Consider the following 25,865-nt stretch of genomic DNA (forward strand, 5'->3'; position numbering starts at 1 on the left):
TCAGGCCACGGTCACGGTGACGGCGTGGTCGCGCCAGCTGGCGTTGTTGTAGCCGCCCAGGTTTTCCTCGCGCTGCTCGGCCTGCACATTGCCTGCCGTGTCGGTGGCGCGGCTGGCCAACACATGGGTGCCCGCCTCCAGGCGCACGGGCAGCGCAAACTGCCGCCAGGCAAAGGGGCCCAGGTCGGGGCCGATGAGCTTGGCCGCCTGCCAGGTCTTGCCGCCGTCGGCCGACACCTCCACGCCCTTGATTCCGCGCGTGCCGCCAAAGGCCACGCCATGCACCTGCACCTGGCCGGGCTTGAGGGGGCCCTTGTCGGCCAAGGGGCCGTTGATCCAGGACTTCACGCCCATCTCCCACACCGAAGGCTGGTCGGGGCTGGCCTTGCTGCCGGGCGGCGACATGCGGTAGCCATGCGACATGATGCGGGCCTGCGACTGCGCGCTGGTGAAGGCCACGCGCTTGACGTACTTGATGTTGTTCACGCCCTGGTAGCCGGGCACCACCAGTCGCAGCGGGCCGCCATGTGCCAGCGACAGCGGCTCGCCATTCATCTCCCAGGCCAGCAGCGCATCGTCCATCGCCTTCACGGGCACCGAGCGCTCCACCAGCACCGACAGCGGGTCCACCCCCTCGGGCAGCTTCTCGCCGCCTGTGCCGGTCAGGTAGGTCGCGCCATCGGCCAGCCCGCCGAGGGCCGCCACCACGTTGCGCAGCGGCACACCGCTCCAGACCACACAGCCTGCAGCACCCACCGACCAGGGGGTGCCACTGGGCTTGCTGGGGAAAAAGCCCCGGCCGTTGCCCGAGCACTGCAACACGGTGGCCACGGTCTCCACGCCCAGCGTCTTGAGCTCGGCCAGGGTCAGGCTGCGCGGGCTTTTGACCCCTTCGATGGACACCGTCCACGCGTCGCGGTTGTCCAGGATGGCCGCGTCGGGCGCGGGCAGGTTGTTGCGCACGTACAGCTGGTTGGACGGCGTGATGACGCTGGTGCCGAACGCGGAGCGCCGCGTTTCCAGGGTGCTGCTGCTGTGCACGATCAGCGCATCCGGCGACTTCCACCCTGCATAGGCGGGCAGCGGCTTGGCTGCGGGGGCGGCGGCCTGCTGGGCGCGCGCACTGCCCGTCCATCCGGCCAGGCCCAGCGCGCTCAGGGCGGCAGCACTTCCGGCCAGCATGTGGCGGCGCGGCAGGGTCATCGAATCTTTCATGCGAACGTCTCCAAAGAGTGGGTGAACAAAACCTTTCGCCCCCGATTCCCCTCGCAAGCGCAGGGCGTCGGGCCAGCCCGCATTCTGTGCGGCAGCACTTCGCACCGCACGTGCGGCGTCGTTAGCAGAAGTAACAAAAACAAAACATCGGAAACATTCGTACGCAGGTGCGGAGGCCGTGGGCATATTCGCGCTTTGTTGTGGGGAGAGGAAAAGCGCTATGAACATCATCAGAAAACGATCCTGGCGACCCATTGGGCTGCTCCTGCTCTGGGGCCTGGGTTGCAGCAACGCGCTGGCCCAGCTGACGGCCATCGTGGTCGTGGAGCCCACGGCCCGCAAGGCCGCGCACTCCATCCTGCGCACCTCGGCCGAGTCGGGCTTGTCGAAGGCGGCGGGCCAGCCTGTAGCGCTGACCACTAGCGACGACCTGGCCGACGTGATGCGCGCCACCCGCAGCGCGGGCTATGACATCTTCATTGCGCCAGCCCAGGTGGCGGCATCTGCACTGCAACGCGGCTACGAACTGGTGGGCGCCACGCACAAATCGGACAAGTACCTGCTGGTCGGGCTGCAGCCCATCGCCACCGTGCCCGCCATGAAAGGCCGGCGGCTGTACCTGCCCCAGCAGGACTCGGTCTACACCTACATGGCGCGCGGCATGCTGAACGAGGCGGGGTTGTCGTTCCAGGACCTGCGGGCGGTGCAGTACGAAAAATTCCCCCAGGCGGGCCTCACGGCCCTGACCCTGGGCGCGGCCGACGCCACCGTGGTGCGCGAGGACGACTGGGCCGAATGGTCGGCGGCGCACCCCGGCATCGCGCGGGTGCTGGCTACGTCGCAGCCCGTACCGGGCGGGTTCTCCATCGTGGTCAAGAAAGACCTGCCTGCGGATGCACGCAGCAAGCTGGCCCAGTGGTTCAGCACATCGTCCTCGGCCAGCGGCCTGCCGCTGGTCTCGGTGCGCCCGGAGGCTATGGAATACCGCCGCGTGGCCGAACTGGGGCTGTTCACCCCCACCAGCCTGCCTGGCGTGAACCGCATCACCGCGCGCGAAGCGCAGACCCTGCTGGCACAAGGCGCCACCCTGGTGGACACGCGCACCGAAAAGGAATTCAAGACCAAGCGCATCCGTGGCGCCGTGTTTGCGGCCTACGTGGAAAAGAGCCTGAAGGACGTGGCCTTCAATGCGGCGCAGGACGACTTCCAGGCGCTGGACAAGCTGCCAGGGCTGGACAAGGCCAAGCCGGTGATTTTTGCGTGCAATGGCGCCGAGTGCTGGAAGTCCTACAAGGCCGCCAAAGTGGCCACCACCAAGGGATTCCAGTCGGTGTACTGGCTGCGCGGGGGGCTGCCTGAATGGGACGAGACCGGCTTGCCCACAGAGGGTGGTTAGGAACCTGCGCGGGGCCTCCGGGCCCCAGTCCTTACAATGGGTTGCTTATCAACACCCAAGGGCGCGTAAGGCGCCCTTTGTATGGAAATAGCAATACTGTTCGCCCTCATCTTCCTCAACGGCCTGTTTGCCATGTCAGAGATCGCTCTGGTCACGGCCCGCAAGGTGCGGTTGCAAAAGCTGATTGATGAGGGCGATAGCGGTGCCGCCGCTGCCGTGAAGCTGGGCGAAGACCCCACGCGCTTCCTCTCCACCATCCAGATCGGCATCACGTCCATCGGCGTGCTGAACGGTATCGTGGGCGAGGCTGCCCTGGCAGCGCCGCTGGCATCGTGGCTGGAGCGCCTGGGCGTGCCGCTGCCCTACGGTGGCTACGCGGCCACCGGGCTGGTGGTGGTGCTGATCACGTACTTCTCCATCGTGGTGGGCGAGCTGGTGCCCAAGCGCATCGGTCAGTCGTACCCCGAAACCTTTGCCCGCTTGGTAGCGCGGCCCATCAACTTTCTGGCACTGGCCACCAAGCCGTTTGTGCTGCTGCTGTCCACGTCCACTCGCACCCTGCTGCGCCTGCTGGGCGTGAAGGAAACCAGCGGCAGCCCAGTGACCGAAGAAGAGATCCACGCCATGCTGGTCGAAGGCACGACGGCCGGTGTGATCGAGTCGCACGAGCACACCATGGTGCGCAACGTGTTCCGCCTGGACGACCGCCAGATCGGCTCGCTGATGGTGCCGCGTGGCGATGTGGTGTGCCTGGACATCGATGCTCCGTTTGAAGAAAACCTGAAGTGCATCGAAGAGTCCGACCACGCACGCTTCCCGGTGGTGCGCGGTGGCATGGACAACATCCTGGGCGTGATCAATGCGCGCCAATGGTTGTCGCGCACGCTGCGCGACAAGGCGCGCGGCGGCCTGGCCGACCAGCCGTTGCAGACGGCGCTGTATGTGCCCGAAACCATCACGGGCATGGAGCTGCTGGACAACTTCCGCCTGTCGGACGTGCACATGGCCTTTGTGATCGACGAATACGGCGAGGTGCAGGGCATCGTCACGCTGCAGGACCTGATCGAAGCCATCACCGGCGAGTTCCAGCCGCGCGACCCCGAAACCTCGTGGGCGCTGCAACGTGAGGATGGCAGCTGGCTGCTGGACGGCCACATCCCCGTGCCCGAGCTGAAAGACCGCCTGAACCTGGACGCCGTGCCCGAAGAAGAACGCGGCCGCTACCACACGCTCAGCGGCATGATCATGCTGCTGACCGGCCGCCTGCCCAAGGTGACCGACACGGTGCAGTGGGAGGACTGGAAGCTGGAAGTGGTGGACATGGATGGCAAGACCATCGACAAGATCCTGGCCACGCGGCTGACGCCCGAGGAAAAAGCCGAGTCCGACGAGAACGGCGCGGGCTGACCGAACCCGCCGGGGGGACTGCTTGCCGGCAAGCCCCCTCTTTCCTCTTCTACATCAGGACGGTGAGGGCTCGCCGTCCACAAACACCGTCAACACGCCGGTGTAGCCGTACAGATGGTGGTGGGCGATCTCGCCCCCCGCAAAGAACCCCGCCAGGGGCACATCGCCCAGCGCGTGGCGCACGATCTGCAGCTCGGCGCTGGGCCCGCCAAAATGCGGGCCGCCCCGGCCCGAGCAGCTCACATAAATCGCGCCGCAAATGCGCCGCCCAACGGGCGGTTGAGCGCCAGCGGGCGTTGCGGCTCCCGGCGCAGCATCGAGGCCGCCGGGGGCGTCGGACGACAGCATCGGCGCGGACTCCAGTTCCTCGGGCGATAGCTCCTCCCGGATTTCGGCGCAGATGCGCATGAGGTCGGCACGCGCCGCCGCCACGTTGCGCTGGCAGAACGCCAGATGCATGCCCGGCTCCACACGGTCGGCCAGCGCCACACCCCGGCGAGAACCGTCCAGCCCCAGGATATGGCGCACGCGCGTGTCGGCGCCAAAGTGGCCCGTGCGGCGCTGTCCCTGCGGTTGTTCACCGGCGTTGACCAGGCCTGCCAGCGTGGCGCGCACCTTGCGCAGCGCGGGCTGCGGGTCGCCCCCGTCGAGCGAGACCTGCAGCGTGTCGAGCAGCACATCCAGCGCAGGCTCGCCGTCGAGCGCGAGCACGACGTTGTCCTGCGCGGCCGTGATGGTGTGCAGCGCGCCCACGGGCTGGCAGCCCTGCGTGACACGCGACACCACCGACACGCCCGGGCCAAACGCCACGCCCGAGAGACCGCCGTCAAACACCCCGCTGGCACCGCCTTGCCCGACGATGTTGCCGTCGCCGCCCACGGCAAACTGCACGCTGGCTGTGCGGCTGGCGCTGAGGCCGCCGAACAGATAGCCCGTGTCGGTCCGCGCAGCCATCTCGGCGAGCAGTTCGGTGAGGTCCGGCGTGTGGCCGTCGGCATGCACCAGCGCGGTGTGGGCCACAAAGCCCGTGCCGGCGTGCGGCGCATGGGCAGGCAGCGGCGCCACGCCCGAGAACACGCGGTACTGGTCAGCCGGCACATCCAGCAGCATGACCGAGAGCGCGGGCTCATCAAAGTATTCGGCATTGTTGGCCGACACGCCCACCCCCACGGTGCCGCTCCAGTCGGTCACTTCAGGCAGCTCACCGCTCAGGTAGTCGAGCAGCGCCTGGGCTTCGTTGGCGTAGTGGTCGGTGATGTAGAGCAGGCCCAGGGTGGGGGCCGATGCGTAGTCGGGCAGCGCCATCTGGGCGCGCAGCTGCGCCAGCACCAGCGCAGCGGCCATGCGCCACTGGGGGTGGGTGGCGTGGCCGGTGGGAAAGAGTTTCATGGTGAGGGTCTCCGTGCCGGGGCGGGAGGTGATGCAACGTGGCACCACCCGCGTGCTGCCGCACCCGCCCGCGTTGGCGTCAGCCCGCTCGCTTGCGGGCAGCCGGGCTGCGGGTGCCGCCGGCCTTCTTGGCGGCGGGCTTCGTGGTGGTTTTGCGGGCTGCGGGCTTCTTGGCCGCAGCAGTCTTTTTTGCGGCGCCTGCGGATGATGCCGCCGCGCGCTTGGCGCCGCCCTGCATGGTCTGCATGCCCTTGGCCGCAAACTGGCTGGCCATGCCGGTGGCCGTCTTCAGGGCTTCCTTGGCCAGGCCGGTGGCCATGTTCTTGGTGGTGTCGATGGCAGTCTGCTTGGCCGCGTCCTTCATGGCGTTGGCCGCGATCTGCTGGAACTGGCTGGTGAGCGCTCCCCACCACTGCATCGGGTCCACCACGGCGGGCTCGGCCGCAGCCGCAGTCTTGCCCTTGGCTTTGGGCTTGGATTTGGCGGCCGGCTCAGCGTCGTCCTCGGTCTCTTCCGGTGCTTCCTCAGCGGCGGCGCGGCCCGTGACGCGGGCCGCCGCACCAGCCACGGCCTCGGCGGCGCCGCTCACGGTGTCGGCGGCCTTTTGCACGCCACTCATCACTGTGTCGGCGGTCTTGAGCTTGAAGGCGTTGGCCACATCGCCCATGCTGAAGTTCATGCCCTTGAGCGTGGCCAGGGTCATCTTCTGCACCTCCAGCGCCTGGATGGTGGCGGCCAGCGCGCGGGAGTTCTGCTCCAACCAGAACTGCACGGCCTTCAGCTCTTCAATGCGCTTTTCCAGCTCTTCCACGCTGATGGTGGGGGCCACCCAGTTGGAGAGGTTGGGCAACTGCGGAATGCTGCTGGACGCCCCCTTGGCCAGGCTTTGCAGAAAGTCAAAACCGGGGACGAATTTGCCGAAACCGAAGTTGTTGGATGTGTCGCTCATGGCCGCTCCGCGAGAGGTGGGTCGTTGGAACCTGCTCCAGGTTCTTGAGGAGGCACAGCTTACTCCAATGCGTTGCGCCCGCGAAGGCGCTGCGGTCGTGGGGATCTCAGTGTTTGTGCCCATCCATCATGCTGCCCGCCGTGGCGCCGCCGGGTGCGGAGGTGCCCACCGGCACCGTCAGGTTCAGCTTGCTTTCCACGCCCTTGGCGTCCTGGAACACCAGGGTGAGCGGCACCGTGCTGTCCTTGGCCAGCGGCGCCTTCAGGTCCAGCAGCATGACGTGGTAGCCGCCGGGCTTGAGCTCCACCGTCTTGCCCGCCGGCAGGTCCAGCGCGGGCACGGCGCGCATCTTCATGATGTCGCCTTCCATCTTCATCTCGTGCACTTCGGCCAGGCCGGCCGCGGGCGACTCGGCGCGCACCAGGCGCGCGCCGTCCTTGGCCGTGAGGCGCATGAACGCGCCCGTGGCCTTCTGGCCCTGCACGCTGGCGCGGGCCCAGGCGCCTTCGACCTTGACGGCGGCGGTCTGCGCCCATGCCGGGGCGCTGAGCAGTGCAGCAATGATGGCGGCGGTGTGAAGCAGTGTTTTCATGGTGAATGTCTTTCGGTTGGCTCAAAGAAAAGAGGGATAGAGGGGGATGAGGGGCTGGGCCCGACTGTCAATGATTGTGGGCAGCCGCGCCACCGCTGGGCAGAATCTCCAGCGCTGCCGCAGGGGACTTGAGGTCTGACAGCTTCTGGCCCGCCTGGGGCACATCCACCCAGTCGTTACGGCCTTCGACGCAGACCTGGCGCACGGGCCAGTACACGGTTCCTGCTTGCTCGGGGGCGGTGGCGACCAGCACGAACTCGTCGTAGTGGGCGCTCTGCAGCATGTCGTCTGCGGTCTTGGCTGTCCAGGTCACGCGCACCACGTCTTCGGTGATGGTGCGGCCATGGCTGGTGTACGGCTGTGCCAGCTTGTCGCGCTGCACGTCGAGCGTCCAGCCCGGCTTGGGCATGGGGCGCGCGCCGCGCATGCCCGCGGGGATGTCCACCACCACCTGCCGCGTGGGCGATGCGCCGCAGCCGTGGCCCACCTTGAACGCGGCCTTGTAGCTAGCGCCGGCCGGTGCCACCTGGTATTCAAGCACCACATGGGCCGATGCAGTGCCAAACAGGGCGGTAGCGCTAGTCAAACATGCGGCAGCAGCTATCTTTTTCATAGTATTCAACAACATGGGGAGTATTCCTTTCAGAGGGAGACCTTCAACTCAGCCATGTAGCTGCGCTGCGGGTAGGGGTGGAAGTTCCAGAACTGGTAGTTGTTCAGGTTGTCGATGCCCACGGCGGCGCTGACCGCTTTGGTGATCTGGTAGCGCACGCGCACATCGGTAGTGAAGTAGCGGCTTGCGCCCTGGTAGGCAAAACCGTTGGGATCGCTGTTGTCGAGCGTGCTGTATTGCTTGCCGCTGTAGCGCGCGCCCAGGGTGTACGACCATTTATCGTCCGGCCGGTAGGTGGCCACGGCGGTAGCGCGCCACTCGGGGATGCGTGGTTGCCATTTGCCGACGCTGGCGGGGAACTTGTCGTTGCGCGTGATCTTGGAGTCTGTCCAGGTCAGGCTGCTGCCCAGCTCCAGCCCACGCACGAAGACGTTGGCGGCCTGGTACGACAGCTCAATGCCCTTGGTACTGATGGCGTCCACGTTCTGCACGTTGGTGACGTTGGGGGTGACGAGCACATTGGTCTGAGAGTACAGCGCGTCCTTGGTGCGCTCAAAGAACGCCGTCAGGCGCAGCAAACCGTTGCCTAGGTCCCGCTCGGCCGTCAGCTCGGTGGTCCAGCTCTTTTCGGGCTTGAGGTTGGGGTCGTTGTTGATGAGCGTGCCGCTGCCGCTGATGCCGCCCTGGTACAGCTCAGACACCGTGGGCATGCGTACGGCGCGGCCTGTCGATGCCTTGAGCACCCAGAGGTCGCTGGCCTGGTAGGCCACCGCAGCCTTGGGCGAGAGGTAGTTTTCGTTGCGATCAGGGTGGCCCACGGTGGTGGTGGCGTTGCCTGTCTGGCCGTTGCTGGCGCTCCAACGCTCGGCGCGAGCGCCCAGCACGGCCTTCCATTGGGGCGCGATCTTCCAGGTGTCTTGCGCCCACAGGCCGATGAGCTGCGTGTCGCCGTTGAAGGCTTGGTTGCGGGCACCTGCGGCACCGTTGATCCAGTTGGTCGTGGTGTTCTCCACGGTGCGCAGCTGGTAGCTGTCGCGCTGCAGGCCAAAGTCCACGATGTGTGCGCCCAACACCCCATCAGGCCGCCAGGTGCCCTTGGCGGCCAGGGTGTTCCAGCCCGTGCCCTTGCTGTTGACAATGCGCCCTGCCCCGCCGTTCAGCGCCGCGGGCAGTGCCACGGTGGCGGCGCGCAGGGTGTCGGTCTGGTAGTCGTACAGGCTGGCGGCTACCTCCCAGTCAAACACGCCTTGCGTGCGGCTCTTGACCGACAGGCCGTGCATGAAATGCGTGAGGTCTTCGTTGGAGACGTTGAAGTCGGTGGGCGTGAGCGCGAACGAGCGGCCGTTGATGTTGACCGTGCCGCTGTACACCGCATTGCCATTGGCGTCGCGCAGGTAGCTGGTGGGCCGACCTTCGGACTCGTTGTGCCACCAGCCCAAGGTGTAGGCGGCCCGCACCGTGGGCGAGAAGTCGTAAGCGATCTTGGCCTTGATGTGGTCTTGCTGCGTGTGGTACTGCGTGGCGGTGCCCAGCAGATACCAGGGCTGGTTGCTGCGGTTGTTGTCCAGTACGGCGCCCGTCACGGGTGTGCCCGCACTGCCCACGGCACCTGCCGACACGAGGCGCGTGGGGAAGGTGAGCGGCTGGCCTTCGCTGTCGGTCTTGTTGAAGTTAAGGAACCACGACCAGTCGCCATTCTTATTGCCCACCGAGGCGCTCACCTGCTTGCCGCCGTAGGTGCCGTTGGTGCTGTACAGGTCGAACGGCTGGTGCTGGTAGCTCACCTGCCCGTGCGCCTCAAACTTCGTCGGCATGCGCGTAAGGTAGTCCACCACCGCGCCCACCGAGTTGCCTGCGTAGGCGGCCGAGAACGGGCCGTAGAGCACGTCCACGCGCTCGATCTCTTCGGGCGTGACCAGCATCCAGCGCGGCGCGTTGGTGGGGCCGTTGCCCAGGTAGTTACTCAGCAAGATGCCATCGGCAAACACCATGGAGCGCGCCGGGTTGCCCGTGCCCGACGCGCGGGTGGACAACACGGCGTGGTTGTAGTCGCCGATGTAGCGCTTGCGCACCAGCAGACTGGGCAGGTACTTGAGGGCGTCTTCGCTGTCGGTGGCGTTGATCGAGTGCTCGATCTGCTCGCGCGTCACGCCTTCGATGGTGGTGGGGATCTGCGTGGGCAGAGAGGTGGGCTGGCCACCGCTGATGGTAACCACGCCCAGTTCCTTGACCGGGGCATGGCTGGCAGTGCTGGTGCTTGCGCTATCAGCGGCGGAGGAAGCACCGGCATACGTGATGCCCAGGACGAGGGGAAAGGCACTGGCCACGGCCAGCGCCATGCGGCTTTTGCGCATGGAAACTCCTGAAAATCAAGCCAAATAGGCCGCAAGCGCAGGTGAATCATGCGCAAGCAGCTATCGAATCAATAGCGATTTCAGGAGAGCGATGGGGGCCCGCGCGGCGGCAGCGGCGCGGCAGTGCGCGCTGCAATGTGCGCGGCAGGGATGGGGCGCAGGGCATGCGCCAGGGGGTGAACCACAGGCAGCTGGGCCTGGGATGCGGGAGGGGGAGCGCCCACATGCGCACACAGCGGGCAGTCCAGCGTGTGGCTGGACAGTTCCTTGGCGCCGTCGTCGGTCTTGACCAGCACCTTGATGGCGCCCGAGCCCGAGCAAATCAGCTCCATGGCCTGCGGATGCACCAGCGGCGACGCCACCGCCACGCCGATCGACAACACAAACCACGCCAGCACCAGGCGGGCGAGCCAGCGAAGGCTGCGAAGGGTTTGCAGGGACGGCAAGGACATGGAGGCGCCATTGTAGGTGCGCGGCTCGCGCCGACCGGCGCGCGGGTCATCTGCGTGACCGCTTGACGCCACCCACCGACCTAGGATGTGCGCCTGCCAACACCACAAACAAGGAGACACGCCATGCTCACACTCTGCGGCTTTTCGGCCAGCAACTACTACAACAAGGTCAAGCTGGCCCTGCTCGAAAAGGGCCTGCCGTTCACCGAAGAGCTGGCCTGGGTGGGCGAAACCGACCGCAGCGCCAGCCCGCTGGGCAAGGTGCCCTACCTGCGCACGCCGCAGGGACCGCTGTGTGAGTCTGCCGTGATGGCCGACTACATCGAAGCCGCCCATCCCGAGCACCCGCTGATCCCGGCCGACCCCTACCAAGCCGCCAAGGTGCGCGAGCTGATCACATTCCTGGAACTGCACCTGGAGCTGGTCGCGCGCAACCTGTATCCCCAGGCCTTCTTTGGCGGCACCGTGAGCGAGACGGCCAAGGAAAAGGTCGGCGCACAGCTGCAGAAGAACATTGCCGCCTTCGGCCAGCTGGCCCAGTTCAGCCCCTACGTGGGCGGCGACACCTTCACCATGGCCGACTGCGCGGCCATCGTGCACCTGCCGCTGGTCAGCTCGGCCACCAAGATCGTCTACGGCAAGGACTACCTGGCCGACCTGCCCGTGCGCGACTACCTGGCCCGCATGGCCGAGCGCCCCCATGTGCAGCGCGTGAACGCGGACCGCAAGACCAACACAGCCGAAATGCTGGCGCGCCCGCCCAAGCGCTGAGCCCTCCCCGCAGCGGTGTCACCGGGCAGTGACACCGCGCGCCATCCCTTGACCTTGGTCAACCCACCGCGCCGCGCACAGGCGCACCATGCAGGTATCCGATCACCCCGAGGAGACCCCGCATGGACAAGACCCAAGCCGCCCCATTTCGCCAGCAGTTGCTGACCCGGCAGTCCGAGCTGCTGGCCCAGCTGGCCGCACAGCGCGGCGGCGTCATCGGTCGCGCCGAAGTGGCCGCTGAACACTTTGGGCAACCGGAAGACCCACGCGCCCAGGTGGCCACCGAGCGCGAACTGGAATTTGCCCTGGGCGAACGCGAAACTGCGCACCTAGCGGCTGTCGAAGCCGCCCTCGCCCGCATCGAAGCGGGCACATATGGCGAGTGCACAGACTGCGGCGCCCACATCACCGCCGCCCGCCTGCATGCCCAACCCGAGGCAGCGCGCTGCGTGCATTGCCAGGAAAAGGCCGAGCAACACCCGCGTGCTGCGTGAGCAGGTTCGCCCGCTCCCCCCTCTTCCTTCCCGTTTTTGTCATCACTTCAAGAAAGCCGATTCATGAGCACTTTTCACGCCGTTGTCTGGATGGACCAATCCGAAGCCCATGTGGTGATGTTCGACCGCGAACACGCCGAAGCTCAGCGCATCAAGTCCCGCAGCCACCACAAGCACCAGGGCAAGGCCGAAGACCTCGCACCGTTTTTTGCCGAAGTGGCCCAGGCCCTGACCCACACCCGCGAGGTGCTGCTGGCCGGCCCGGGCCTGGTGCGCAACCAGTTCCGCGACTGGACCGCCAAACACCATGCGGCCGTGGCCGGCGTGGTCGTGGACTCGGTGGCCGCGGACCATCCGACAGACGCCCAGCTGGTGGCCATGGCGCGCCAGTACTTCAAGAAGTTTGACAACATGGCCGCCGATCCGTCGGTCGCCTGACCGACCTCCCGGCCACGCCACGGCGTGGCCCCTGGCTGCTATCCTCTGCGGGATGCGCAGCCTCTTTCACCTCGCCTTTCACGTCACCGACCTGGACGCCGCCCGCCGCTTTTACGGCGGCGTGCTGGGCTGCCAGGAAGGCCGAAGCACCGACACCTGGGTGGACTTCGATTTTTTTGGCCACCAGATCTCGTTGCACCTGGGCACACCGTTTGCCAGCGCCCGCACCGGGCATGTGGGGGACCACCTGGTCCCCATGCCGCATTTCGGCGCCATTCTGGAACTCCCCGACTGGCATGCACTGGCCGCGCGGTTGAAGGCCGCCGGCACTGCCTTCGTGCTGGAGCCGCAGGTGCGCTTTGAAGGCCAGCCCGGCGAGCAGTGGACGATGTTCTTCCACGACCCCAGCGGCAATCCGATCGAGATCAAGGGCTTTCGCTCGCTGGACGCGGTGTACGCAACGTGAGCTACACCTTCGCGTCGGCCACCATCCTGCTCCTGCTGATCACCGATCCGCTGGGCAACATCCCTATCTTTGCCAATGCCCTGCGGGGCGTGGCGCCCGAGCGCCGGGCGCGGGTGATCCTGCGGGAGGTGCTGATTGCGTTTGCCCTGCTGCTGGTGTTCCTGTTCTTCGGGGCAGAGTTTCTGCGGGTGATGAACCTGAGCGACCTGTCGCTGCAGATTGCCGGCGCCGTGGTGCTGTTTTTGATCGCGCTGCGCATGATCTTTCCGTCGGCAGATGGTCCGCAGGCGGAGCTGCCCGGCGAGCCGCTGATCGTGCCGCTGGCCATTCCTGCGCTGGCAGGCCCTTCGGCACTGGCCACCGTCATGCTGCTGGTGGCCCAGGCGCCGGAGCGGCGATGGGAATGGGTGGGCGCGCTGTGCGTCACCATGGCCGTGTGTGCCGTGGTGCTCTTGCTGGCCGAACGCATCCAGCGCCTGGTGGGCGAACGCGTGGTGATGGCGTTTGAACGCCTGATGGGTCTGGTCCTGGTTGCGATCTCTGTCGAGATGCTGATCCGGGGCATCAAGCAGCTCGCACACCAGTTGTAACGTAGCCGTCGGCAGCCAGGCAGCCTGCCGCTGCGCCAGCCTCGGTGGGCGTGGCACCGCACCCGACGCCTTGCACCACCGCGGGGTCCCTTCGCCTCAGCGGCGCTGCAGGATCGGCATGCTCCCCAAGGCAAACACCGAGTTGGGCACATTGACCCGCGCCATCAGTGGACGGGGCTTGGGCGCCAGGGGCAGCTTGGTCCGGGCAGCCGGGGCCTTTTCCTCCACCACCGTGCCCTGCTTCAGGGCCTGGTCCACCAAGTCCTGCAGCGTCACCGACTGCAGGTATTCCATCACGCGGGAGTTGAAGCTGGTCCACAGCTCGCCCGTCATGGATTTGACCTGCGCAGCCTGGCCAGCGCCAAGGTTCTGCAGCTCGTCGTTCTTGAGGTTCTCCACCGCCAGGATGATTTCGGCCACCGACACCTGCTCGGCCCGCCGCGCCAGCGTGTAGCCGCCGCCTGGTCCGCGGGTACTGTCCACGAGGCCGGCACGGCGCAGCGCGCTGAACAGCTGCTCCAGGTAGGAAAGGGAAATGCCCTGCCGCGCGCTGATGGTGGACAAGGGCACGGGCCGCAGCTTCTGGCGCAGGGCCAGGTCGGTCATGGCGGATACCGCCAGCTGTCCTCGGGTCGTGATACGCATCGTTGCTACTCCTTGTGAACACAGGCAGCTACAGGCCGCAGCGCAGATCGCCACGGAAGCTGCCAAACGTCAATGTAGATAGTTTCATACTTCGCGTATATTCGTTTTATCGTGTTTTTTTCTTCGATTTTTTCGAAGCTTTGAGGTCTCCATGAATTTCAAGCACTTGCGTTACTTCTGGACGGTGGCCAAGGCAGGCGGCGTGATGCGGGCGGGTGAGCAGCTGAACACCACCCCGCAAACGCTGTCTGGCCAGATCAAGCAGCTGGAAGAATGGCTGGGCCACGACCTGTTCCGCAAGCGGGGGCGCGGCCTGGAGCTGACCAGCGAGGGCCGCGTGGCACTGGGCTATGCTGAGCAGATCTTTGCGCTGGGGGACGAGCTGGAAAAATCCATCCGGCTGGCGCGGGGGCAGGAGAAGCCCCTGGAGTTCCGGGTGGGCGTGGCCGACTCGATTGCCAAATCCGTCGCCTACCACCTGCTGGAGCCCGCGCTGGGGATGCCGCAGCGCGTGCACATGACCTGCCATGAGGGCAAGTTTCCCGAACTGATTGCGCAGTTGAGCCTGCACCGGCTGGACCTGGTGCTGGCCGATGAGCCGGTGTCCAACAAGATCGGCGTCAAGGCCTTCAACCACCCGCTGGGCACCAGCAGCATGAGTTTTCTGTGCGCCCCCGCCTTGAGGGCCCAGCTGGAGGGACCCTTCCCACAGTGCCTGCATGGCGCGCCCATGCTCATTCAAGGCCCCATGTCGTCCGTGCGCCAGCAGCTCGACCATTGGCTGAACAAGCACCAACTGCAGCCCCGCCTGGTCGGTGAGTTCGACGACAGTGCGTTGATGAATGCGTTTGGACGTGAAGGCCGGGGCATCTTCACCTCCCCCTCCGTACTGGACGAGGAGACCACGGCCCAGTTTGGCGTGGAAGTCATCGGGCGCTCCTCCGAACTGGTGGAGGAGTTCTTTGCCATCTCCGTCGAAAGGCGCATCACCCACCCTTGTGTGGTGGCCATCACCAAAGCCGCGAAGGCGGATCTTTTTGCCCATTGAGCCCGTCGGAAACGTCGCGGTAGTCGGGCACCTCCACGGCAGTCTGAACAGGAGACCGCGAAGGCAATCCACCCTTGGCAGCGCCTAGCGCGTCAACCATCGGGCGCACAAACAAAAACGCCCACTGGGTAGTGGGCGTTTTGCTTTAGCAAGGATTGCTATGTTTTGGTTGCGCGAGAAGGATTTGAACCTCCGACCTTTGGGTTATGAGCCCAACGAGCTACCAGACTGCTCCATCGCGCGATAAGGAGTAAATTATACCCTATTATTCAGCTGCTGCCGAATTATTTTCGGTTTCTGCAGCACGGTCGACCAGTTCGACCAGGGCCATGGGCGCATTGTCGCCCACGCGGAAGCCCATCTTCAGGATGCGGGTGTAGCCACCAGGACGCACCTTGAAACGGGGGCCCAGGTCGTTGAACAGCTTGGTCACGCTATCACGGTCGCGCAGACGGTTGAAAGCCAGGCGGCGGTTGGCCACGGAGTCTTCCTTGGCCAGGGTGATCATGGGCTCGATCACGCGGCGCAGTTCCTTGGCCTTGGGAACGGTGGTCTTGATGACTTCGTGCTCGATGAGCGAGTTCATCATGTTCTGCAGCATCGCGAGGCGGTGCGAGCTGGTGCGGTTGAGTTTGCGAAGGCCGTGTCCGTGGCGCATGGTGCTTTCTTTCTACTGTCTATGTAATTAAATCGGGCAGCCGGATCAGGTACTGTCCGAGGCACTGTTCCCCGTGAGGAACGAAAAGTCCCCCTTTCGGAGGACATCAAACCGGGCGCCCAAACTTTGGGCAGCCTTCGATTATAGCTTTGGCTTAACGCTTGTCCAGACCTGCTGGAGGCCAGTTCTCAAGCTTCATGCCCAAGGTGAGGCCGCGCGATGCCAGCACTTCCTTGATTTCGTTGAGCGACTTGCGACCCAGGTTAGGCGTCTTGAGCAGCTCGTTCTCGGTGCGCTGGATCAGGTCACCGATGTAATAGATGTTCTCCGCCTTCAGGCAGTTGGCAGAACGCACGGTCAGTTCCAGCTCGTCCACAGGACGCAGCAGGATCGGATCGAACGTCGCATTACCACGTGGGCCTGCAGGTGCATCGAATGCAGCCAGTTCGCCGCCTTCGAGCTGCGCAAATACCGCCAGCTGTTCCACCAGGATCTTGGCCGATGCGCGCACAGCGTCTTCGGCAGTGATCGCACCGTTGGTTTCGATCTCGACCACCAGCTTGTCCAGGTCGGTACGCTGCTCCACACGGGCGCTTTCCACGGTGTAGCTCACGCGCTTCACGGGGGAGAACGATGCGTCCAGCACAATGCGGCCAATCGACTTGGTCGATTCGTCGGCATAGCGGCGCATGTTACCGGGCACATAGCCACGACCCTTCTCCACCTTGATCTGCATGTCCAGCTTCCCGCCGGCAGACAGGTTGGCGATCACGTGATCAGGGTTGACGATTTCCACATCGTGAGGGGTCTGGATATCACGGGCAGTGACCACACCTTCGCCATCTTTGCGCAGGCTCAGTGTCACTTCGTCACGGTTGTGGAGCTTGAAAACCACGCCCTTGAGGTTCAACAGGATGTTGACCACGTCCTCTTGAACGCCGTCGATGGACGAATACTCGTGCAGAACGCCTGCAATCGTGACTTCCGTCGCTGCGTAACCCACCATGGACGAGAGCAGGACGCGCCGGATGGCATTGCCCAGCGTGTGGCCGTACCCACGCTCGAACGGCTCCAGTGCGACCTTGGCACGGTTATGGCCAAGCTGTTCGACATTGATCGCCTTGGGTTTCAGCAAATTGGTTTGCATTCAGACTTCCTCTCAATACCCCCAGCTCGTTACACCGGTAAGGCTGGTGAAGCACCTAAACCGCGATGCCTCGCGGTTCAGGGACGGTTTGCTTGAAATACTTCCGTACTCTACGGATTAACGCGAGTACAACTCAACGATCAGCGATTCGTTGATGTCGGCGCCGAACTCGTCGCGGTCAGGCACCTTCTTGAACACGCCTTCAGCCTTGTCGGCGTTCACTTCAACCCAGGCAGGCATGCCCACTTGGGCTGCCAGCTGCAGAGCCTCGACCACGCGGGCTTGCTTCTTGGACTTTTCGCGGACAGCAACCACGTCACCCACCTTGACCAGGTACGAAGCGATGTTCACCGATTTGCCGTTCACCGTGATCGACTTGTGGGACACCAGTTGGCGCGCTTCAGCGCGGGTGGAGCCGAAACCCATGCGGTACACGACGTTGTCCAGACGCGATTCCAGCAGGAACAGCAGGTTGGCGCCGGTGTTGCCCTTCTTGCCGTCGGCAGCTTCGAAGTAACGGCGGAACTGCTTTTCCAGCACGCCGTACATACGCTTGACCTTCTGCTTTTCACGCAGTTGCAGACCGTAGTCAGAGGTGCGGGCGCCCGAAGTGCGGCCGTGTTGGCCGGGCTTGGAGTCGAACTTGGACTTGTCCGCGATGGAGCGACGTGCGCTCTTCAGGAACAGGTCGGTGCCTTCACGGCGGGAGAGTTTGGCCTTGGGGCCGAGATAACGTGCCACTTGAGCTTCCTTTGTGTCATCTGCCGCAAACCATTGCGGGAGCCGCCTGAGGCGCTTGCGCGTTCACAGGCGGCGGTGGGCTTAGAGAGAAATTAGATACGACGGCGCTTTTGAGGGCGGCAGCCGTTGTGAGGCACCGGGGTCACATCGGAGATCGATGTGATGCGGATGCCCAGTGCGCCCAGTGCGCGCACCGACGACTCACGGCCAGGACCTGGGCCCTTGATTTCCACGTCAAGGTTCTTGATACCTTGATCGATGGCAGCGCGGCCGGCCACTTCGGAAGCCACCTGGGCTGCGAAGGGGGTGGACTTGCGCGAGCCCTTGAAACCTTGGCCACCGGACGAAGCCCATGACAGAGCGTTGCCCTGGCGATCGGTGATCGTGATGATGGTGTTGTTGAACGAGGCGTGCACGTGGGCAATGCCGTCCGAAACGTTCTTCCGGACCTTCTTGCGGACGCGCTGAGCTGCGTTATTGGCAGGAGACTTAGCCATGATGATCTTTCAATCTTTATTTCTTCAGTGCAGCAGCACCCTTGCGCGGACCCTTGCGAGTGCGTGCATTGGTACGAGTGCGCTGACCACGCATTGGCAGACCGCGGCGATGGCGGAAGCCACGATAGCAGCCGATGTCCATCAAACGCTTGATGTTCATCGTGGTTTCGCGGCGCAGGTCACCTTCAATGGTGAACTGCTCGATTTGCTCGCGAATTTTTTCCAGATCGCCGTCCGTCAGATCTTTGATCTTCTTGGAGTAAGCGATACCAGTTGCTTCGCAGATCTTGCGAGCGCGGGTGCGACCAATGCCAAAAATGGCGGTCAAACCGATTTCCGCGTGCTTGTGCGGCGGAATGTTAATGCCAGCGATACGTGCCATATGCGTCCTCTAATACTTTCCAATCAACCTTGGCGCTGCTTGTGACGCAGATCCGTGCAGATCACACGCACCACACCCTTGCGGCGGATGATCTTGCAGTTGCGGCAGATTTTTTTGACCGAAGCCGAAACTCTCATTGCATTCTCCTAAAACTTTTCCATCCGTCCCGGCTGCTTCGCACGGAACACAATTTGTGCCCGCGAAAATCGTGGGGCGCCAATTCAACCGATATCCAACTCTTTGCAGACAGCGCCGTGCGCCGCCTTGGTGCCATCAACCGCCTGCACCGCCCTTGAAGTTCGCCTTCTTGAGCAGCGATTCGTACTGCTGCGACATCATGTAGTTCTGAACCTGGGCCATAAAGTCCATGGTCACCACCACAATGATCAGCAGCGAGGTTCCACCAAAGTAAAACGGAACGTTGTACTTCAGGATCAGGAACTCGGGCAGCAGACACACAAAAGTGATGTACACCGCGCCCGCCAACGTCAGGCGAACCAGGATCTTGTCGATGTAACGTGCAGTTTGCTCACCTGGACGAATGCCCGGGATGAACGCGCCGCTCTTCTTCAGGTTGTCTGCAGTCTCGCGGCTGTTGAACACCAAAGCCGTGTAGAAGAAGCAGAAGAAGACGATCGCTGCAGCGTAGAACATCACATAGATCGGCTGACCTGGCGTCAGTGCACCCGAGATGTCCTTCAGCCAACGCATCGATTCGCCAGCGCTGAACCAGTTCACCACGGTCGCAGGCAACAGGATGATCGACGATGCGAAGATCGGAGGAATCACGCCCGCCATGTTCAGCTTCAAGGGCAGGTGCGACGACTGGCCGCCATACACCTTGTTGCCGACTTGTCGTCGTGCGTAATTCACCAGGATCTTGCGCTGACCACGCTCCACGAACACCACGAAGTAAGTCACGAGACCCACCACGATGACGATGAAGATGGCTGCGAGGATGCTCATTGCACCGGTGCGTACCAGTTCCAGAAGACCGCCGATCGAGCTGGGCAGACCGGCAGCAATACCACCGAAGATCAGGATCGAGATCCCGTTGCCCAGACCACGCTCCGTGATCTGCTCACCCAGCCACATCAGGAACATGGTTCCCGCGGTCAGGCTGACCACTGCCGTCAGGCGGAAGCCAAAACCGGGGCTCAGCACCAGACCAGCAGAGCTTTCAAGGGCCACTGCAATACCCAGCGACTGGAACAGGGCCAAGCCCAGGGTCCCATAACGAGTGTACTGCGTGATCTTCCGGCGGCCGGCTTCGCCTTCCTTCTTCAACTGCTCGAAGGCGGGCAGCACGTACGTCATCAGCTGCATGATGATCGATGCCGAGATGTACGGCATGATCCCCAGAGCAAACACCGTGAAACGCGACAGCGCGCCACCCGAGAACATGTTGAACAGGTTCAGGATGCCGCCCTGCTGGCCACTGAACAGCTGCTGAAGTTGGGCTGGATCGATGCCCGGCACGGGGATATGCGCCCCGATGCGGTACACGACCAGCGCCAGCAACAGAAAAACCAGACGCCGACGCAGATCGCCGAATTTTCCGGTCTTTGCAATTTGAGCCGCGCTAGTAGCCACAGATGCCTTCCTTCAGTGCCACACTCAGGCGACGCTGCCACCAGCAGCTTCGATGGCTGCCTTGGCACCTGCCGTAGCGCCCACGCCAGACAGCTTGACTGCCTTGGTCAGGGAACCGCTCTTGATGACCTTGACCACCTTGGCCAGCTCGCCCACCAGACCAGCTTGCTTCAGTGCCAGAACGTCCACTTCAGCCAGACCCAGTTGGTCCAGGGCTGTCAGCGTCACTTCCGCATTGAACTTGAGCAGGTGCGACTTGAAGCCGCGCTTGGGCAAGCGACGTTGCAGAGGCATTTGACCGCCTTCGAAGCCCACCTTGTGGTAGCCACCGGAGCGGGACTTTTGGCCCTTGTGACCACGGCCAGCGGTCTTGCCCAGGCCGGAGCCGATACCACGGCCTACGCGGCGCTTGGCATGCTTGGCGCCGTCTGCGGGCTTGATGCTATTGAGTTCCATGATCTATCTCTCAGACGATTTTGACCAGGTAGCTGATCTTGTTAATCATGCCGCGAACTTCGGGCGAATCCTTCAATTCGCTGACGCTGTTCAGCTTGCGCAGACCCAGGCCACGGACGGTGGCGCGGTGCGATTCCTTGGTGCCAATCGGGCTGCGCACCAGTTGAATCTTGACGGTTTGTTGCGTTGTCATATTCAGGCTCCGGTTCAGGCGAAGATGTCTTCGACTGTCTTGCCGCGCTTGGCTGCAACGTTCGATGGAGTCGTCGAATTGACGAGCGCATCAAAGGTAGCACGGACCATGTTGTAGGGGTTGGACGAACCATGGCTCTTGGCCACGATGTCGGTCACACCCAGCACTTCAAAGACTGCGCGCATCGGGCCGCCGGCGATGATACCGGTACCCTTGGGAGCGGGAGCCATCATCACAACAGCCGCGCCATGGTGGCCGGTCACGTTGTGATAGATGGTGCCGTTCTTCAGAGACACCTTGACCATGTTGCGGCGAGCTTCTTCCATCGCCTTTTGCACGGCAGCAGGCACTTCCTTGGACTTGCCCTTGCCCATGCCCACGCGGCCATCACCGTCGCCAACCACCGTCAGTGCAGCGAAACCGAGGATACGGCCACCCTTCACGACTTTGGTCACGCGGTTGACCGCGATCATTTTTTCGCGCAGACCGTCGTCACGACCTTCGTCTTGCACTTTGGGTTGAAATTTAGCCATTTTGTATTCCGCTCCGCTTAGAACTGCAGGCCGGCTTCACGGGCTGCGTCGGCCAGAGCCTTGACGCGACCGTGGTAGGCAAAGCCTGCGCGATCAAATGCAACCTTCTCGACACCTGCAGCCTTCGCCTTTTCAGCGATACGCTTGCCGATGACCTGGGCTGCAGCGGCGTTGCCACCCTTGCCCGAACCGCCGAGCGACTTGCGCACGTCGGCTTCTGCCGTCGAAGCGCTTGCCAGCACCTTGCTGCCGTCGCCGGAAATCACACTGGCGTAGATATGGAGGTTCGTACGGTTCACGGTGAGACGCGCCACGCCTTGCTGTGCAATGCGGATGCGGGTCTGACGCGAACGACGAAGACGCTGCTCTTTCTTGGTCAACATGTTGCAGCTCCTTATTTCTTCTTGGTCTCTTTGATCGTGATCTTTTCGTCCGCATAGCGGATGCCCTTGCCCTTGTAGGGCTCGGGTGGACGAACAGCACGGATCTCAGCAGCGATTTGACCGACGCGTTGACGATCGGCACCCTTAATCACCACTTCCGTGGGCGTGGGGGTGGCAACCGTGATACCAGCGGGCATCTCGATGTTGACCGGGTGCGAATAACCGACGGCCAGATTGAGCTTGGAACCGGCTGCAGCAGCCTTGTAGCCCACGCCCACCAGGCTCAGCTTCTTTTCAAAGCCCTTGCTGACACCGACCACCATGTTGTTAACCAACTGGCGAATCGTGCCGCTCATGGCATTGGCTTCGCGGGAATCATTGGCAGGCTCAAAGCTGAGCTTGCCGTCATTGCTGGACACCTTCACCAGCGCGTTTTGCGCCAGCGACAGGGTGCCGCCAGAGCCCTTGACGGAGATCTGGTCGCTTTTCACGGACACATCCACACCTGCGGGGATGGTCACGGGCATTTTTCCTACTCGGGACATTTCAGTTTCTCCTCAATGCCGCGGGTTAGGCCACGTAGCAGAGCACTTCGCCACCGACACCGGTAGCGCGCGCCTTGCGATCGGTCATAACGCCCTTGGGCGTCGTGACAATTGCCACACCCAGACCGTTCATGACTTGTGGAATGGAATCACGGCCTTTGTAGACACGCAGACCAGGGCGGCTGACGCGCTCGATGCGCTCAATCACGGGACGGCCTGCGTAGTACTTCAGGGCAATTTCGAGTTCGGATTTGCCAGCTTCGGTCTTGACCTGGAAGCCGTCGATATAACCTTCGTCCTTCAGCACCTGGGCGATGGCGATCTTCACTTTGGAAGAAGGCACCAGAACCGTGGCCTTGGAGACCATCTGTGCATTACGGATGCGGGTCAGCAAGTCAGCGATGGGATCACTCATGCTCATGTTTAATCTCTCCTGCCTGCTTACCAGCTGGCCTTGGTGACACCGGGGATGTCGCCATTGAAAGCCAGTTCGCGGATCTTGGCGCGAGCCAGACCGAATTGACGGAAGGTGCCGCGTGGACGACCGGTGATTTCGCAACGGTTGCGCTGACGCGTGGGGTTGGCATTGCGGGGGAGCTTTTGCAGGCCCAGGCGGGCTGCATCACGCTCTTCGTCGCTGCGCTTGGCATCGCCAGCGATTGCCTTCAGTTCCGCATACTTGGTTGCGTACTTGGCTGCCAGTTTTTCGCGCTTCAGTTCGCGCTGGATCAAAGCTACTTTAGCCATGCTTCGCCTCAGTTCTTGAACGGGAAACGGAAACCAGCGAGAAGCGCCTTGGCTTCTTCGTCAGACTTGGCCGTCGTGGTGATGCTGATATTGAGACCGCGCAAAGCGTCAACCTTGTCGTACTCAATTTCAGGGAAGATGATCTGTTCTTTGACGCCGATGTTGTAGTTGCCACGGCCGTCGAAAGCGCGACCGGAGATACCACGGAAGTCACGAACGCGGGGCAGAGCCACGGTCACGAAACGGTCCAGGAACTCATACATCTGCACGCCACGCAGCGTGACCATGCAACCGATGGCCTGGCCTTCGCGGATCTTGAAACCGGCGATAGCCTTCTTGGCCTTGGTCACCACAGGCTTCTGACCGGCAATCTTGGTCAGGTCGGCCACGGCGTTATCCATCACCTTCTTGTCCGAGACTGCTTCGCTCACGCCCATATTCAGGGTGATCTTGGTCAGACGGGGAACCTGCATCGGCGAGGTGTAACCGAACTGCTTGGTCAGTTCGGGAGCGATCTTGTCGCGGTAAATGTCTTGGAGTCGTGCCATGTTTACCCCTTAGGCCGCCTTGATTTCAGCGCCGCTGGACTTGAACACGCGAACGCGCGAACCGTCAGCCTGCACCTTGATGCCCACGCGATCAGCCTTGCCAGTAGCGGCATTGAAGATGGCCACATTGGACTGGTGAATCGGCATGGCCTTTTCGATGATGCCGCCGGTCGTACCCTTCATGGGGTTCGGCTTGGCGTGCTTCTTGACCAGATTGATGCCGTCGATGACGAGGTGGGAGTCATCCTTGCGCAGCGTGACGGTGCCACGCTTGCCCTTGTCACGGCCGGTCAGCACGATGACTTCGTCGCCCTTGCGAATCTTGTTCATGGCGCGTCCTTAGAGAACTTCAGGAGCCAGGGACACGATCTTCATGAACTTCTCGGTACGCAGTTCACGCGTCACGGGTCCAAAGATGCGGGTGCCGATAGGCTCCAACTTTGCATTCAGCAACACTGCAGCATTGCCGTCGAATTTGACGAGCGAACCGTCGCCGCGACGAATACCCTTCGCCGTGCGAACCACCACTGCGCTGTAAACCTCGCCTTTTTTGACGCGGCCACGTGGAGCGGCTTCTTTGATGCTCACCTTGATGATGTCGCCAACGCTTGCATAGCGACGCTTCGAGCCACCCAGCACCTTGATGCAAAGGACGGACTTGGCGCCGGTATTGTCGGCAACCTCTAACCGAGATTCTGTCTGGATCATTTCAATATTCCCAACTTGCACCAGAAGACAACAGCCCCAGAGAACTTCTCAAGGGCCGCAAATCAGCCAGTCAGTCTTGGGCCCGTCGTCCGCACCGCAAACCATTTGCAGCACTTCCCGCTGGGCAGAAACTTCACGTAAGAAACGCGAAGCCTTCGATTATTGCAAAACACTTTCGGGAAGTCAAGCCCGTGTTATGCAGGCACATGCAGATACTGTGGCGCCAGCGCCAGGAAGGCGTCCAGTTGCGGGTCGGAGCCCAGCTCCTCGCTCAGGATGCGGGCGACGACGGGCGCCAACTCCATGGCCTTGCGGGCATCCAGGAACAGCAGGCGCGAGCGGCGCGCCAGCACATCCTCCACCGTGCAGGCATATTCAAACCGGGCCGCAAAACGGACCATGGCCTCGGTCAGGCCGCCGCCCAAATCTGTTTGTGCGCCTGGCATCGCCCGCACCTCGGCCGCTTCGCTGCCGTAGGAGTGCAACCCCTGGGCGTCGCTGATCCGGTGCTGGACCGGCTCCCGTGGCGTGCCCACCAGCGGCAACTGGTTCGTCACACCGGCAGGCTTTTCGGGCAGCAGACCCGTGGCGAAGCATTTTTGCAACACATCTTCGGCCATGGCCCGGTAGGTGGTCCACTTTCCGCCGGTCACGGTGATCAGGCCGCTGCGGCTCGCCAGCACCGTGTGCTCCCGGCTGATCTTCTTGGTGTTGTCGCCGTCGTCGTCTTGCGGCTTGACCAGCGGGCGCAAGCCCACCCAGATGCTGCGGATGTCCTCGACGCGGGGCGCGCGGGTCAGGTAGCGGGCGGATTCCTCCAGGATGAAGCGCACTTCCTCACGGAAGGGCTCGGGCTCACGCACCACGTCCTGGCGCGGGCTGTCGGTGGTGCCCAGAATGAGTTTGCCCAGCCAGGGCACGGCAAACAGCACGCGGCCATCGGCCGTCTTGGGCACCATCAAGGCGTGGTCGGACGGCAAGAACTCCCGGTCCACCACGATGTGCACGCCCTGGCTGGGCGCCACCATGGGCTTGACGGGCCGCCCGATGGCTTCGCCGTCCATCTGGCGCAGGGTGTCCACCCACACGCCCGTGGCGTTGACCACCGACCGTGCGCGCACGGTGAACTGCTGGCCGCTGTCCGCGTCCTCGCAGACAAAGCCCACGACCTTGCCCGCCTCGTGGACCAAAGACTTGGCCGGGCAGTAATTGACCACCAAGGCGCCCAGGCTGGCCGCCGTGCGCGCCAGCGCCAGAGCCAGGCGCGCATCGTCAAACTGGCCATCCCAGTACTTGACTCCGCCTTTCAGGCCCTCGGTACGGGCGGTGGGCAGGCACCGCAGGGTGCTCTCGCGCCCCAGGAACTGGGTGGCGCCCAGGCCCGCCTTGCCCGCCAGCGCGTCGTACATCATCAGCCCGACGCCGTAAAAGGGGGTTTCCCAGAAACGGTACGACGGCATCACGAAAGGCAGTGGCTGCGCCAGATGGGGCGCGTTGTGCAGCAGCGTGGTGCGCTCGTGCAGCGCCTCGCGCACCAGGGCGATGTTGCCCTGCGCCAGGTAACGGACTCCGCCATGCACCAGCTTCGTGGCGCGGGACGACGTCCCTTTGGCGAAATCGTGGGAATCCACCAGCACCACGCTGAAGCCGCGTGCCGCAGCATCCAGCGCCACCCCCAGGCCCGTCGCGCCCCCGCCGATCACGGCGAGGTCGTATTGGTGCGGCTGCGCCAGGCGGGCCAGGAGGTCGGCGCGCCGTGTGGGGAGGGGAGCGGTGGCAATGGTCATGGGGTGATTGTCCATGGGCGGAGTAAAAACCAAGGGTTTACCCTTGAATTCCTGACACTCCCGGGGTGAGAACCCGCCCCAAACCTCATGGAGGCCGGGGCGGTATGGAGCAAAAAAGGCAGCCAGAG

Annotated in this window: 34 protein-coding genes and 1 tRNA gene; 8 read left to right on the top strand and 27 right to left on the bottom strand. The window is 63.4% G+C overall.

Annotated features, from left to right (window positions below; genetic code table 11):
• Positions 1–1,215: a SorT family sulfite dehydrogenase catalytic subunit gene (gene sorT, locus ACODSU_RS14580; protein WP_488842794.1), complete on the bottom strand. Its 1,215-nt coding sequence runs from the start codon at positions 1,213–1,215 to the stop codon at positions 1–3.
• 220 nt (positions 1,216–1,435) lie between these two features.
• Here sorT and ACODSU_RS14585 point away from each other — a divergent pair, with 220 nt between their 5' ends.
• Entirely contained in the window at positions 1,436–2,611 is a 1,176-nt protein-coding gene (locus tag ACODSU_RS14585; protein WP_488842795.1) for a rhodanese-like domain-containing protein, read from the top strand.
• An 81-nt stretch (positions 2,612–2,692) separates the two neighbouring features.
• Positions 2,693–4,018, top strand: a complete 1,326-nt coding sequence (locus ACODSU_RS14590) for a hemolysin family protein (RefSeq protein WP_309828539.1) — start codon at positions 2,693–2,695, stop codon at positions 4,016–4,018.
• A 54-nt stretch (positions 4,019–4,072) separates the two neighbouring features.
• Here the strand turns inward: ACODSU_RS14590 and ACODSU_RS14595 are convergent, their stop codons facing one another.
• The 6 genes from ACODSU_RS14595 to ACODSU_RS14620 form a co-directional block, all read right to left on the bottom strand.
• Entirely contained in the window at positions 4,073–5,407 is a 1,335-nt protein-coding gene (locus tag ACODSU_RS14595) for an FIST signal transduction protein (RefSeq protein ID WP_488842796.1), read from the bottom strand.
• 79 nt (positions 5,408–5,486) lie between these two features.
• Positions 5,487–6,356 carry a PhaM family polyhydroxyalkanoate granule multifunctional regulatory protein gene (locus tag ACODSU_RS14600; protein ID WP_488842797.1) on the bottom strand — a complete coding sequence of 290 codons (870 nt, stop codon included), beginning with the start codon at positions 6,354–6,356 and terminating at the stop codon, positions 5,487–5,489.
• Positions 6,357–6,462: 106 nt separating this feature from the next.
• Positions 6,463–6,948, bottom strand: coding sequence for a copper chaperone PCu(A)C (locus tag ACODSU_RS14605; protein WP_488842798.1), 486 nt, complete (start codon positions 6,946–6,948; stop codon positions 6,463–6,465).
• A gap of 67 nt (positions 6,949–7,015) precedes the next feature.
• Positions 7,016–7,576: a YcnI family copper-binding membrane protein gene (locus ACODSU_RS14610; protein WP_203422433.1), complete on the bottom strand. Its 561-nt coding sequence runs from the start codon at positions 7,574–7,576 to the stop codon at positions 7,016–7,018.
• 14 nt (positions 7,577–7,590) lie between these two features.
• Complete coding sequence (locus ACODSU_RS14615; protein ID WP_488842799.1) at positions 7,591–9,915, bottom strand: TonB-dependent receptor; 2,325 nt, start codon at positions 9,913–9,915, stop codon at positions 7,591–7,593.
• Positions 9,916–9,995: 80 nt separating this feature from the next.
• Positions 9,996–10,367: a DUF2946 family protein gene (locus ACODSU_RS14620; RefSeq protein WP_209820522.1), complete on the bottom strand. Its 372-nt coding sequence runs from the start codon at positions 10,365–10,367 to the stop codon at positions 9,996–9,998.
• 123 nt (positions 10,368–10,490) lie between these two features.
• Here ACODSU_RS14620 and ACODSU_RS14625 point away from each other — a divergent pair, with 123 nt between their 5' ends.
• The 5 genes from ACODSU_RS14625 (at position 10,491) to ACODSU_RS14645 (ending at position 13,126) form a co-directional block, all read left to right on the top strand.
• Positions 10,491–11,138 (top strand): glutathione S-transferase, encoded by a 648-nt coding sequence (locus ACODSU_RS14625; RefSeq protein ID WP_488842800.1) that lies wholly within the window; start codon positions 10,491–10,493, stop codon positions 11,136–11,138.
• A 122-nt stretch (positions 11,139–11,260) separates the two neighbouring features.
• A complete protein-coding gene (locus ACODSU_RS14630; RefSeq protein WP_488842801.1) occupies positions 11,261–11,632 on the top strand; it encodes a TraR/DksA family transcriptional regulator in 372 nt (123 codons plus the stop codon).
• A gap of 63 nt (positions 11,633–11,695) precedes the next feature.
• On the top strand, positions 11,696–12,070 hold the full coding sequence (locus tag ACODSU_RS14635; protein WP_295944054.1) for a hypothetical protein: 375 nt from the start codon (positions 11,696–11,698) through the stop codon (positions 12,068–12,070).
• 52 nt (positions 12,071–12,122) lie between these two features.
• A complete protein-coding gene (locus ACODSU_RS14640; RefSeq protein WP_110961797.1) occupies positions 12,123–12,536 on the top strand; it encodes a VOC family protein in 414 nt (137 codons plus the stop codon).
• On the top strand, positions 12,533–13,126 hold the full coding sequence (locus ACODSU_RS14645; RefSeq protein ID WP_488842802.1) for a MarC family protein: 594 nt from the start codon (positions 12,533–12,535) through the stop codon (positions 13,124–13,126). Before ACODSU_RS14640 ends, ACODSU_RS14645 begins: the two co-directional genes overlap by 4 nt.
• Positions 13,127–13,222: 96 nt before the next feature.
• On the opposite strand, the gene ACODSU_RS14650 is transcribed toward ACODSU_RS14645, so the two are convergent.
• Positions 13,223–13,771, bottom strand: a complete 549-nt coding sequence (locus ACODSU_RS14650; protein ID WP_110961796.1) for an Rrf2 family transcriptional regulator — start codon at positions 13,769–13,771, stop codon at positions 13,223–13,225.
• Between the two features lie 151 nt (positions 13,772–13,922).
• On the opposite strand from ACODSU_RS14650, the gene nhaR reads away from it, so the two are divergent.
• Complete coding sequence (nhaR, locus tag ACODSU_RS14655; RefSeq protein ID WP_110961795.1) at positions 13,923–14,819, top strand: transcriptional activator NhaR; 897 nt, start codon at positions 13,923–13,925, stop codon at positions 14,817–14,819.
• Between the two features lie 166 nt (positions 14,820–14,985).
• Here nhaR and ACODSU_RS14660 read toward each other — a convergent pair.
• The 19 genes from ACODSU_RS14660 to ACODSU_RS14750 all read right to left on the bottom strand — a co-directional run bounded on the left by ACODSU_RS14660 (position 14,986) and on the right by ACODSU_RS14750 (position 25,737).
• A tRNA-Met gene (locus ACODSU_RS14660) sits at positions 14,986–15,062 on the bottom strand.
• A 22-nt stretch (positions 15,063–15,084) separates the two neighbouring features.
• Positions 15,085–15,477, bottom strand: coding sequence for a 50S ribosomal protein L17 (gene rplQ / locus ACODSU_RS14665; RefSeq protein WP_008906513.1), 393 nt, complete (start codon positions 15,475–15,477; stop codon positions 15,085–15,087).
• A gap of 154 nt (positions 15,478–15,631) precedes the next feature.
• Positions 15,632–16,624: a DNA-directed RNA polymerase subunit alpha gene (locus tag ACODSU_RS14670; protein ID WP_409785284.1), complete on the bottom strand. Its 993-nt coding sequence runs from the start codon at positions 16,622–16,624 to the stop codon at positions 15,632–15,634.
• A 117-nt stretch (positions 16,625–16,741) separates the two neighbouring features.
• Positions 16,742–17,365 carry a 30S ribosomal protein S4 gene (gene rpsD, locus ACODSU_RS14675; protein WP_488842803.1) on the bottom strand — a complete coding sequence of 208 codons (624 nt, stop codon included), beginning with the start codon at positions 17,363–17,365 and terminating at the stop codon, positions 16,742–16,744.
• 92 nt (positions 17,366–17,457) lie between these two features.
• Positions 17,458–17,862, bottom strand: coding sequence for a 30S ribosomal protein S11 (gene rpsK, locus ACODSU_RS14680; RefSeq protein ID WP_005793662.1), 405 nt, complete (start codon positions 17,860–17,862; stop codon positions 17,458–17,460).
• Positions 17,863–17,878: 16 nt separating this feature from the next.
• Positions 17,879–18,244 (bottom strand): 30S ribosomal protein S13, encoded by a 366-nt coding sequence (rpsM, locus tag ACODSU_RS14685; protein WP_008906516.1) that lies wholly within the window; start codon positions 18,242–18,244, stop codon positions 17,879–17,881.
• Positions 18,245–18,267: 23 nt separating this feature from the next.
• Positions 18,268–18,381 carry a 50S ribosomal protein L36 gene (rpmJ, locus tag ACODSU_RS14690; protein ID WP_005793651.1) on the bottom strand — a complete coding sequence of 38 codons (114 nt, stop codon included), beginning with the start codon at positions 18,379–18,381 and terminating at the stop codon, positions 18,268–18,270.
• Positions 18,382–18,517: 136 nt separating this feature from the next.
• Positions 18,518–19,837 carry a preprotein translocase subunit SecY gene (gene secY, locus ACODSU_RS14695; RefSeq protein ID WP_015016012.1) on the bottom strand — a complete coding sequence of 440 codons (1,320 nt, stop codon included), beginning with the start codon at positions 19,835–19,837 and terminating at the stop codon, positions 18,518–18,520.
• Positions 19,838–19,861: 24 nt separating this feature from the next.
• The gene (gene rplO, locus ACODSU_RS14700; RefSeq protein WP_015016013.1) at positions 19,862–20,293 is read right to left on the bottom strand and encodes a 50S ribosomal protein L15; all 432 of its coding nucleotides are present in this window, start codon (positions 20,291–20,293) and stop codon (positions 19,862–19,864) included.
• A gap of 10 nt (positions 20,294–20,303) precedes the next feature.
• Entirely contained in the window at positions 20,304–20,486 is a 183-nt protein-coding gene (gene rpmD / locus ACODSU_RS14705; protein ID WP_005793644.1) for a 50S ribosomal protein L30, read from the bottom strand.
• Positions 20,487–20,500: 14 nt separating this feature from the next.
• The gene (gene rpsE / locus ACODSU_RS14710) at positions 20,501–21,019 is read right to left on the bottom strand and encodes a 30S ribosomal protein S5 (protein ID WP_015016014.1); all 519 of its coding nucleotides are present in this window, start codon (positions 21,017–21,019) and stop codon (positions 20,501–20,503) included.
• A 17-nt stretch (positions 21,020–21,036) separates the two neighbouring features.
• Positions 21,037–21,402 carry a 50S ribosomal protein L18 gene (rplR, locus tag ACODSU_RS14715; protein ID WP_015016015.1) on the bottom strand — a complete coding sequence of 122 codons (366 nt, stop codon included), beginning with the start codon at positions 21,400–21,402 and terminating at the stop codon, positions 21,037–21,039.
• A gap of 11 nt (positions 21,403–21,413) precedes the next feature.
• Positions 21,414–21,947, bottom strand: a complete 534-nt coding sequence (gene rplF, locus ACODSU_RS14720) for a 50S ribosomal protein L6 (protein ID WP_015016016.1) — start codon at positions 21,945–21,947, stop codon at positions 21,414–21,416.
• 25 nt (positions 21,948–21,972) lie between these two features.
• On the bottom strand, positions 21,973–22,368 hold the full coding sequence (gene rpsH, locus ACODSU_RS14725; protein WP_005793636.1) for a 30S ribosomal protein S8: 396 nt from the start codon (positions 22,366–22,368) through the stop codon (positions 21,973–21,975).
• A gap of 20 nt (positions 22,369–22,388) precedes the next feature.
• Entirely contained in the window at positions 22,389–22,694 is a 306-nt protein-coding gene (gene rpsN / locus ACODSU_RS14730) for a 30S ribosomal protein S14 (RefSeq protein WP_015016017.1), read from the bottom strand.
• Positions 22,695–22,702: 8 nt separating this feature from the next.
• The gene (gene rplE, locus ACODSU_RS14735) at positions 22,703–23,242 is read right to left on the bottom strand and encodes a 50S ribosomal protein L5 (RefSeq protein WP_015016018.1); all 540 of its coding nucleotides are present in this window, start codon (positions 23,240–23,242) and stop codon (positions 22,703–22,705) included.
• Between the two features lie 9 nt (positions 23,243–23,251).
• Complete coding sequence (gene rplX, locus ACODSU_RS14740; RefSeq protein WP_015016019.1) at positions 23,252–23,572, bottom strand: 50S ribosomal protein L24; 321 nt, start codon at positions 23,570–23,572, stop codon at positions 23,252–23,254.
• A 9-nt stretch (positions 23,573–23,581) separates the two neighbouring features.
• Complete coding sequence (rplN, locus tag ACODSU_RS14745; protein WP_007861702.1) at positions 23,582–23,950, bottom strand: 50S ribosomal protein L14; 369 nt, start codon at positions 23,948–23,950, stop codon at positions 23,582–23,584.
• Positions 23,951–24,144: 194 nt separating this feature from the next.
• The gene (locus tag ACODSU_RS14750) at positions 24,145–25,737 is read right to left on the bottom strand and encodes a glycerol-3-phosphate dehydrogenase/oxidase (protein ID WP_488842804.1); all 1,593 of its coding nucleotides are present in this window, start codon (positions 25,735–25,737) and stop codon (positions 24,145–24,147) included.
• Positions 25,738–25,865: the final 128 nt, after the last annotated feature.

The organism is Acidovorax sp. FG48 (assembly GCF_057809085.1).

Bases quoted from the DNA above. Each gene is read 5' to 3' on its own strand.
- ACODSU_RS14630 (WP_488842801.1), top strand. From the start codon at position 11,261: ATGGACAAGACCCAAGCCGCCCCATTTCGCCAGCAGTTGCTGACCCGG.
- rpmD (WP_005793644.1), bottom strand. From the start codon at position 20,486: ATGACAACGCAACAAACCGTCAAGATTCAACTGGTGCGCAGCCCGATT.
- rpsH (WP_005793636.1), bottom strand. From the start codon at position 22,368: ATGAGCATGAGTGATCCCATCGCTGACTTGCTGACCCGCATCCGTAAT.
- ACODSU_RS14620 (WP_209820522.1), bottom strand. From the start codon at position 10,367: ATGTCCTTGCCGTCCCTGCAAACCCTTCGCAGCCTTCGCTGGCTCGCC.
- ACODSU_RS14605 (WP_488842798.1), bottom strand. From the start codon at position 6,948: ATGAAAACACTGCTTCACACCGCCGCCATCATTGCTGCACTGCTCAGC.
- nhaR (WP_110961795.1), top strand. From the start codon at position 13,923: ATGAATTTCAAGCACTTGCGTTACTTCTGGACGGTGGCCAAGGCAGGC.
- ACODSU_RS14750 (WP_488842804.1), bottom strand. From the start codon at position 25,737: ATGACCATTGCCACCGCTCCCCTCCCCACACGGCGCGCCGACCTCCTG.
- rplR (WP_015016015.1), bottom strand. From the start codon at position 21,402: ATGTTGACCAAGAAAGAGCAGCGTCTTCGTCGTTCGCGTCAGACCCGC.
- rpsE (WP_015016014.1), bottom strand. From the start codon at position 21,019: ATGGCTAAATTTCAACCCAAAGTGCAAGACGAAGGTCGTGACGACGGT.
- ACODSU_RS14615 (WP_488842799.1), bottom strand. From the start codon at position 9,915: ATGCGCAAAAGCCGCATGGCGCTGGCCGTGGCCAGTGCCTTTCCCCTC.
- ACODSU_RS14640 (WP_110961797.1), top strand. From the start codon at position 12,123: ATGCGCAGCCTCTTTCACCTCGCCTTTCACGTCACCGACCTGGACGCC.
- ACODSU_RS14625 (WP_488842800.1), top strand. From the start codon at position 10,491: ATGCTCACACTCTGCGGCTTTTCGGCCAGCAACTACTACAACAAGGTC.
- rplX (WP_015016019.1), bottom strand. From the start codon at position 23,572: ATGAACAAGATTCGCAAGGGCGACGAAGTCATCGTGCTGACCGGCCGT.
- ACODSU_RS14590 (WP_309828539.1), top strand. From the start codon at position 2,693: ATGGAAATAGCAATACTGTTCGCCCTCATCTTCCTCAACGGCCTGTTT.
- ACODSU_RS14670 (WP_409785284.1), bottom strand. From the start codon at position 16,624: ATGCAAACCAATTTGCTGAAACCCAAGGCGATCAATGTCGAACAGCTT.
- rplQ (WP_008906513.1), bottom strand. From the start codon at position 15,477: ATGCGCCACGGACACGGCCTTCGCAAACTCAACCGCACCAGCTCGCAC.
- rpsN (WP_015016017.1), bottom strand. From the start codon at position 22,694: ATGGCTAAAGTAGCTTTGATCCAGCGCGAACTGAAGCGCGAAAAACTG.
- sorT (WP_488842794.1), bottom strand. From the start codon at position 1,215: ATGAAAGATTCGATGACCCTGCCGCGCCGCCACATGCTGGCCGGAAGT.
- rpsM (WP_008906516.1), bottom strand. From the start codon at position 18,244: ATGGCACGTATCGCTGGCATTAACATTCCGCCGCACAAGCACGCGGAA.
- ACODSU_RS14610 (WP_203422433.1), bottom strand. From the start codon at position 7,576: ATGTTGTTGAATACTATGAAAAAGATAGCTGCTGCCGCATGTTTGACT.
- rplF (WP_015016016.1), bottom strand. From the start codon at position 21,947: ATGTCCCGAGTAGGAAAAATGCCCGTGACCATCCCCGCAGGTGTGGAT.
- ACODSU_RS14595 (WP_488842796.1), bottom strand. From the start codon at position 5,407: ATGAAACTCTTTCCCACCGGCCACGCCACCCACCCCCAGTGGCGCATG.
- ACODSU_RS14650 (WP_110961796.1), bottom strand. From the start codon at position 13,771: ATGCGTATCACGACCCGAGGACAGCTGGCGGTATCCGCCATGACCGAC.
- rpsK (WP_005793662.1), bottom strand. From the start codon at position 17,862: ATGGCTAAGTCTCCTGCCAATAACGCAGCTCAGCGCGTCCGCAAGAAG.
- ACODSU_RS14635 (WP_295944054.1), top strand. From the start codon at position 11,696: ATGAGCACTTTTCACGCCGTTGTCTGGATGGACCAATCCGAAGCCCAT.
- ACODSU_RS14585 (WP_488842795.1), top strand. From the start codon at position 1,436: ATGAACATCATCAGAAAACGATCCTGGCGACCCATTGGGCTGCTCCTG.
- ACODSU_RS14600 (WP_488842797.1), bottom strand. From the start codon at position 6,356: ATGAGCGACACATCCAACAACTTCGGTTTCGGCAAATTCGTCCCCGGT.
- rplE (WP_015016018.1), bottom strand. From the start codon at position 23,242: ATGGCACGACTCCAAGACATTTACCGCGACAAGATCGCTCCCGAACTG.
- rplO (WP_015016013.1), bottom strand. From the start codon at position 20,293: ATGGAACTCAATAGCATCAAGCCCGCAGACGGCGCCAAGCATGCCAAG.
- rplN (WP_007861702.1), bottom strand. From the start codon at position 23,950: ATGATCCAGACAGAATCTCGGTTAGAGGTTGCCGACAATACCGGCGCC.
- rpmJ (WP_005793651.1), bottom strand. From the start codon at position 18,381: ATGAGAGTTTCGGCTTCGGTCAAAAAAATCTGCCGCAACTGCAAGATC.